Here is a 7452-nt window from a genome sequence, read left to right as displayed (position 1 = left end):
GGGCCGGACACCGTGGGTGTCCGGCCCCGGCCGCGTCGTGTGCGGGTGCGGCGCCGCTGCTGGGGCTCCGCCCCGGACCCCGCGCCTCGAACGCCGGCGAGGCCGAAGGATCGCGGCGGGGCTGAGTTACGGGCGGGGGCCCTGGATCTCCACCGCCGCGCAGCGCCAGCGGAGGTCCGGGCCCTGTTCGAGGCGGAAGGCCATGGCCGTCAGGCGGTCGCCCGTGGCGATGCGGGCGAAGGCTTCGATGACTCCCGGGCCGGGGGTGAAGCGGCCGCACTGGCGGACCACCGGGCGCAGGCGGTCGCGGAGGGGGTCCGTGGGGGCCAGGGTGACCAGCTGCTGGTAGGCGGGGCCGATGGTGTGGCCGAGCAGCGAGTGGACCGGGCGCAGGCCGCTGACCACCGCGAGGAGGTGTTCGGCGAACCAGTGGTGCGGGCCGAGCCGCAGGGTGCGCGGGGGGCCTGCGGGGCGCCGCGGGTCGCGGCGCCCCGCCGGGCGGGTCCGGGTCCGGCCCGCGGGCCTGCGGCGGCCGCCGTCACTGCCGATCATCGTGCCGCGCGTCGTGGTGTCCATCGCGATCTGCCCCCGAACAGGCCGGGCCCGGAGCCATACCGGGCGGTAACTTGATGGGGATCTTCTACGGCCGCCGCACCCGCCCCGCAAACCACACCCGCGGCCCGCCCGGCCACCGGCCCGGTTCACCTATCCGGATGGGCGGCGGCCGCTCCCGGGCCCCGGCGGGCGCGCGTCCGGGGACCGGGGTGGACGGGGTCGGCCCCCGATCCGGCGCCCCGAAGGGGGACGGAGTCCATCACCCGGCCGGCCCCCTCCGAGTCGTATCCTGGGTGCGTTTCCGACTACCGAAAGCAGCCGGCCATGCGCGTGTACGTCCCCCTGACCCTCCCCGGGCTCGCCGAGGTGCACAAGGCGGGTGAGCTGGGCCCCGCCCCGCTGCGGGCGTACGCCGTCACCCCCGGGCTCCGCGAGTGGTACGTGTCGGACGACATCGAGGAGCTGGAGTACGCGGCCCTGAACCGGGCCGCGCTCGCCTCCCTGCGGCTGGTCGCCGCGGACACGAGCGCCCCGCGCCGGCGCGTCGTGGTCGCCCTCGACGTCGACGACAAGGCCGCCACCGCCACCCCCGGGGTCGACGAGGCCGCCCTCGGCCAGGTGACCCTCGCCGCCGCCGTACGGCTCGCCGTGGCGGCGGCCGTGCACGTGGACGCCGATGACGCCGACGAGGACGTGGCCGCCGCCGTGCGGTCCCTCGACGCCGCCGACGGCGGGGACGCGGACGCGCAGTTCGTCGTCGACGGGGCCGAGGACCACGAGCTGCTGTGGTTCGGCGTGCAGGAGATTCCGGGGCTGCTGAAGTGACCGACACGAACGGTACGACCGCCCCGGTGCACCCGAACCACATCGTCTGGGACTGGAACGGGACGCTCCTCCACGACATCGACGCCGTCATAGTCGCGACCAACGCCTCCTTCGCCGAGCTCGGCTTCGCGCCGATCACCCTGGAGACCTACCGCGACCTGTACGTCGTACCGGTGCCGAAGTTCTACGAGCGCCTCATGGGACGGCTGCCCACCGAGGAGGAGTGGGTGGTCATGGACGACACCTTCCACCGCCACTACTGGGCCGCCGCCGAGGACGCCGGGCTGGCCGCCGGCGCGCGCGAGCTGCTCCGGGACTGGCAGCGGGACGGGCTCACCCAGTCCCTGCTGTCCCTCGCGCCCCACGACAAGCTCGTCCCCCTGGTCCGCGCCCACGGCATCGACCAGCACTTCCTGCGCGTCGACGGGCGGATCGGCCCCTCACACACCTCCAAGGCGGGACACCTCGTACGCCACCTGGCCGCCCTGGACGGGACGGGTGTGACGGCAGACCGTACGGTCCTCATCGGAGACGCCGTGGACGACGCCCTCGCCGCCGCCCACGTGGGCGCCCGGGCGGTTCTCTACACGGGCGGTTCGCACAGCCGCAGCAGTCTGGAATCAGCCGGTGTACCGGTCGTGGACAGCCTGGCGGAGGCCGTACTCACAGCTCGTGAGCTGGCCGGATAGCGACGGGACGGACCCCTGCACGGACGGCCGGTCACGTCGCTGGCCAGAGTGTCAAACTTCTACCCCAAGATTTGTACAGATGCAGCGAATGACGTCCTGGGGGTAGGTCGGGATAGCCTTGTACCCGTGATCAGCGCGATAGTCATCGGGGGCACTGGAGCCTCCGGCCTGCGCCCGGCGCACGACCGTGCCCGGGCCTTCGCTGATCCCCGCCCCCGGGACCGCTGGCCGATCATGGCTCATTCCCTCCCGGTCGGCTCTCTCGACGGCATAGCGTCGATCCCGAACGGACACCCCGCCTCGCGGCGCTATGTCATTCCTTCCTTCACCTACGTCACGCAATGGCGCGCGACAGGAGCCAGAGGACATGCAGACCAAGCTGGACGAAGCAAAGGCCGAGCTGCTCGCACGGGCGGCCCGGGTAGCTGAGCACAGCCCGGCCGGGGGGCTACTTCCGACTGGGTCCGAGCGGGGAGAGCGTCCGGACCAGGACACGGTTCTCTCCTATCTCCAGCGCTACTACCTGCACACGGCGCCCGAGGACCTCGCGGACCGGGACCCGGTCGATGTATTCGGAGCCGCGCTCTCGCACTACCGGCTCGCCGAGAACCGGCCGCAGGGCACCGCGAACGTGCGCGTGCACACCCCCACGGTGGAGGAGAACGGCTGGACCTCCAGCCACTCCGTCGTCGAGGTGGTCACCGACGACATGCCCTTCCTCGTGGACTCCGTGACGAACGAGCTGTCCCGCCAGGGCCGCGGCATCCACGTCGTGATCCACCCGCAGGTCGTCGTCCGCCGTGACGTCACCGGCAAGCTGATCGAGATCCTCGGCCCCGACTGCGACGCCCACGGGCCCCGCACGGCGCGCCCCCACGACTCCCTGGTCGAGTCCTGGATCCACGTCGAGATCGACCGCGAGACCGACCGCGCCGACCTCAAGCAGATCAACGCCGACCTGCTGCGCGTCCTGTCCGACGTACGGGAGTCCGTCGAGGACTGGGAGAAGATGCGCGACGCCGCGCTGCGCATCGCCGAGGGCCTGCCCGAGGAGCACACCGCCCCCGACCTGCGCGAGTACGAGCTCGAAGAGGCCCGTGAGCTGCTGCGCTGGCTCGCCGACGACCACTTCACCTTCCTCGGCTACCGCGAGTACAACCTCGTCGACGGGGACTCCCTGGCCGCCGTGCCCGGCACCGGCCTCGGCATCCTGCGCTCCGACCCGCACCACAGCGGCAAGGACGACGGCCACCCGGTCTCGCCGTCCTTCAACCGGCTGCCGGCCGACGCCCGCGCCAAGGCCCGCGAGCACCGCCTGCTGGTGCTGACCAAGGCCAACAGCCGCTCCACCGTGCACCGCCCCTCGTACCTCGACTACGTGGGCGTCAAGAAGTTCGACGCCGACGGCAACGTCGTCGGCGAGCGCCGCTTCCTCGGCCTGTTCTCCTCGGCCGCGTACACCGAGTCCGTGCGCCGCGTGCCGGTCATCCGCCGCAAGGTCGTCGAGGTCCTCGACGGGGCCGGCTTCGCGCCGAGCAGCCACGACGGCCGCGATCTGCTGCAGATCCTGGAGACGTACCCGCGCGACGAGCTGTTCCAGACCCCGGTCGACCAGCTCCAGGCCATCGTCACCTCCGTCCTGTACCTCCAGGAACGCCGCCGGCTGCGGCTCTACCTGCGCCAGGACGAGTACGGCCGCTACTACTCGGCGCTGGTCTACCTGCCCCGCGACCGGTTCACCACCGGCGTGCGGCTGCGCCTCATGGACATCCTCCGCGAGGAGCTCGGCGGCATCAGCGTCGACTTCACCGCGTGGAACACCGAGTCGATCCTCTCCCGCATCCACTTCGTCGTCCGCGTCCCGCAGGGCACCGAGCTGCCCGCCCTGACCGACAACGACGTCGAGCGCATCGAGGGCCGTCTCGTCGAGGCCGCCCGCTCCTGGTCCGACGGCTTCCAGGAAGCGCTGATCGCCGAATGCGGCGAGGAGCGCGCCGCCGAGCTGCTGCGCCGCTACGGCACCTCCTTCAGCGAGGGCTACAAGGCCGACCACTCGCCGCGCGCGGCCGTCGCCGACCTCGTCCACCTGGAGCGGCTCGCCGCCAGCGACCGCCAGTTCGCGCTCTCGCTGTACGAGCCCGTCGGCGCGGGCCCCGGCGAGCGCCGGTTCAAGATCTTCCGCACCGGCGACCAGGTCTCGCTCTCCGCGGTCCTGCCGGTGCTGCAGCGCCTGGGCGTCGAGGTCACCGACGAGCGCCCGTACGAGCTGCGCCGCTCCGACCGGGTCAGCGCCTGGATCTACGACTTCGGTCTGCGGATGCCCGTCTCCGGCAACGGGGACAACTACCTCGGCGACGACGCCCGCGAGCGCTTCCAGGACGCCTTCGCCGCGGTCTGGCAGGGCGACGCGGAGAACGACAACTTCAACGCCCTGGTGCTGAGCGCCGGGCTCACCTGGCGGCAGGCCGTCGTCCTGCGCGCGTACGCCAAGTACCTGCGCCAGGCCGGCTCCACCTTCAGCCAGGACTACATGGAGGACACCCTCCGCAACAACGTCCACACCACCCGGCTGCTGGTCTCGCTCTTCGAGGCCCGGATGGCGCCCGTGCGCCAGACGGCCGGCAGCGAGCTCGTGGACGCCATGCTGGAGGAGCTCGACGGGGCCCTGGACCAGGTCGCCTCGCTCGACGAGGACCGCATCCTGCGGGCCTTCCTCACCCTCATCAAGGCCACGCTGCGCACGAACTTCTTCCAGCTCAACGGCGTGGGCGAGCAGCACTCCTACGTGTCGATGAAGTTCGACCCGCAGGCCATCCCGGACCTGCCGGCCCCGCGTCCGGCCTACGAGATCTGGGTGTACTCCCCGCGCGTCGAGGGCGTCCACCTGCGCTTCGGCAAGGTCGCCCGAGGCGGCCTGCGCTGGTCCGACCGCCGCGAGGACTTCCGTACGGAGATCCTCGGCCTGGTCAAGGCGCAGATGGTCAAGAACACCGTGATCGTGCCGGTCGGCGCCAAGGGCGGCTTCGTCGCCAAGAACCTCCCCGACCCGTCGGTGGACCGGGACGCCTGGCTCGCCGAGGGCATCGCCTCGTACAAGATCTTCATCTCGGCGCTGCTCGACATCACCGACAACATGGTCGCCGGCGAGGTCGTGCCCCCCAAGGGCGTGGTCCGCCACGACGAGGACGACACCTACCTCGTCGTCGCCGCCGACAAGGGCACCGCGACCTTCTCCGACATCGCCAACGGAGTGGCCGAGTCCTACGGCTTCTGGCTCGGCGACGCCTTCGCCTCGGGCGGCTCGGCGGGCTACGACCACAAGGGCATGGGCATCACCGCCCGCGGCGCGTGGGAGTCCGTCAAGCGGCACTTCCGCGAGCTCGGCCACGACACCCAGACCGAGGACTTCACCGTCGTCGGCGTCGGCGACATGTCCGGCGACGTGTTCGGCAACGGCATGCTGCTCTCCGAGCACATCCGCCTGGTCGCCGCCTTCGACCACCGGCACATCTTCATCGACCCGAACCCGGACGCGGCCGCCTCGTACGCCGAGCGCCGGCGCCTGTTCGAGCTGCCGCGCTCCTCGTGGGCCGACTACGACACCTCGCTGATCTCGTCGGGCGGTGGCATCCACCCGCGTTCCGCGAAGGCCGTCCCGATCACCGCGCAGGTCCGCGAGGCCCTCGGCATCGAGGCGGGCGTCACCAAGATGACCCCGGCCGACCTGATGAAGGCGATCCTGCAGTCCCCGGTGGACCTGCTGTGGAACGGCGGCATCGGTACGTACGTCAAGGCCACGGCCGAGACGCACGCGGACGTCGGCGACAAGGCCAACGACGCCATCCGCGTCAACGGCTCCGACGTGCGGGCCAAGGTCATCGGCGAGGGCGGCAACCTGGGCCTGACCCAGCTCGGCCGGATCGAGTTCGCCCGCAGCGGCGCAGGCGGCGAGGGCGGCAAGGTCAACACCGACGCCATCGACAACAGCGCGGGCGTGGACACCTCCGACCACGAGGTGAACATCAAGATCCTGCTCAACGCGGTCGTCACGGACGGCGACATGACCGTCAAGCAGCGCAACAAGCTGCTCGCCCAGATGACCGACGAGGTCGGCCGTCTGGTGCTGCGCAACAACTACGCGCAGAACACCGCCCTGGCCAACGGCGCGGCGCAGGCCCCGAGCCTGCTCCACGCCCAGCAGCGCTACATGCGCCGGCTGGAGCGCGACGGGCTGCTGGACCGGGCGCTGGAGTTCCTGCCCACCGACCGGCAGATCCGCGAGCTGCTGGGCAGCGGCAAGGGTCTGACCCAGCCGGAGCTGGCCGTGCTGTTCGCCTACACCAAGATCACGGTGGCGGACGAGCTCATCGCCACCGAGCTGCCGGACGACCCGTACCTGCGCCGCCTGCTCTTCGCGTACTTCCCGGCCGCTCTGGCCGACAGGCTCACGGAGCAGATCGACGCGCACGCGCTGCGCCGGGAGATCATCACCACGATCCTGGTGAACGACACCGTCAACACCGGTGGTTCGACCTTCCTGCACCGTCTGCGCGAGGAGAGCGGGGCCTCCACGGAGGAGATCGTGCGGGCGCAGCTCGCGGCCCGCGAGATCTTCGGCCTGGCCGACGTGTGGGACGCGGTGGAGGCGCTCGACAACAAGGTCGCCGCCGATGTCCAGACCCGGGTGCGGCTGCACTCGCGGCGCCTGGTCGAGCGCGGTACCCGCTGGCTGCTGAACAACCGGCCGCAGCCGCTCCAGATCACCGAGACCATCGCCTTCTTCGAGGAGCGCGTGGGTCAGGTCTGGGCCGAGCTGCCGAAGCTGGTGCGCGGCGCCGACCTGGAGTGGTACCAGTCGATCATGGACGAGCTGACGGGTGAGGGCGTCCCGGAGGAACTGGCCGCCAAGGTGGCCGGCTTCTCGTCCGCCTTCCCGGCGCTCGACATCGTCGCGATCGCGGACCGCACCGGCGCGGACCCGCTGGAGGTCGCCGAGGTGTACTACGACCTCGCCGACCGTCTGGCCATCACCCAGCTGATGGACCGGATCATCGAGCTGCCGCGGTCCGACCGCTGGCAGTCGATGGCCCGCGCCTCGATCCGCGAGGACCTGTTCGCGGCGCACGCGGCCCTGACCGCCGATGTGCTGTCGGTGGGCAACGGCACCTCGACTCCCGAGGAGCGCTTCAAGGCGTGGGAGGAGAAGAACGCGGCGATCATCGGGCGGGCCCGGACGACCCTGGACGAGATCCAGGGGTCGGACGACTTCGACCTGGCGAACCTGTCGGTGGCGATGCGGACGATGCGGTCGCTGCTGCGCGCGCACAGCTGATCGCGGGGTTGTACCGAACGGGCCGGGCCCGGGACCTCTTGGTCCCGGGCC

At 71.5% G+C, this 7452-nt stretch carries 4 protein-coding genes; 3 read left to right on the top strand and 1 reads right to left on the bottom strand.

The features are described from left to right. Nucleotides 1-126: 126 nt before the first annotated feature. Complete coding sequence (locus ACWGE1_RS38880; protein ID WP_453425192.1) at nucleotides 127-576, bottom strand: Rv3235 family protein; 450 nt, start codon at nucleotides 574-576, stop codon at nucleotides 127-129. Between the two features lie 303 nt (nucleotides 577-879). Here ACWGE1_RS38880 and ACWGE1_RS38875 point away from each other — a divergent pair, with 303 nt between their 5' ends. The 3 genes from ACWGE1_RS38875 (at nucleotide 880) to ACWGE1_RS38865 (ending at nucleotide 7401) form a co-directional block, all read left to right on the top strand. Beyond that, complete coding sequence (locus ACWGE1_RS38875) at nucleotides 880-1380, top strand: DUF6912 family protein (RefSeq protein ID WP_453425191.1); 501 nt, start codon at nucleotides 880-882, stop codon at nucleotides 1378-1380. Beyond that, nucleotides 1377-2069: an HAD family hydrolase gene (locus tag ACWGE1_RS38870; protein ID WP_453425190.1), complete on the top strand. Its 693-nt coding sequence runs from the start codon at nucleotides 1377-1379 to the stop codon at nucleotides 2067-2069. Before ACWGE1_RS38875 ends, ACWGE1_RS38870 begins: the two co-directional genes overlap by 4 nt. A gap of 367 nt (nucleotides 2070-2436) precedes the next feature. Then, on the top strand, nucleotides 2437-7401 hold the full coding sequence (locus ACWGE1_RS38865; RefSeq protein WP_453425189.1) for an NAD-glutamate dehydrogenase: 4965 nt from the start codon (nucleotides 2437-2439) through the stop codon (nucleotides 7399-7401). The last annotated feature ends 51 nt before the right edge of the window (nucleotides 7402-7452 follow it).

Source organism: Streptomyces sp. NPDC054932 (assembly GCF_053610205.1).
This window is presented reverse-complemented; position numbering and strand designations above follow the sequence as displayed.

Coding starts and splice junctions, on each gene's coding strand:
- ACWGE1_RS38880 (WP_453425192.1), bottom strand. CDS start 576: ATGGACACCACGACGCGCGGCACGATGATCGGCAGTGACGGCGGCCGC.
- ACWGE1_RS38875 (WP_453425191.1), top strand. CDS start 880: ATGCGCGTGTACGTCCCCCTGACCCTCCCCGGGCTCGCCGAGGTGCAC.
- ACWGE1_RS38865 (WP_453425189.1), top strand. CDS start 2,437: ATGCAGACCAAGCTGGACGAAGCAAAGGCCGAGCTGCTCGCACGGGCG.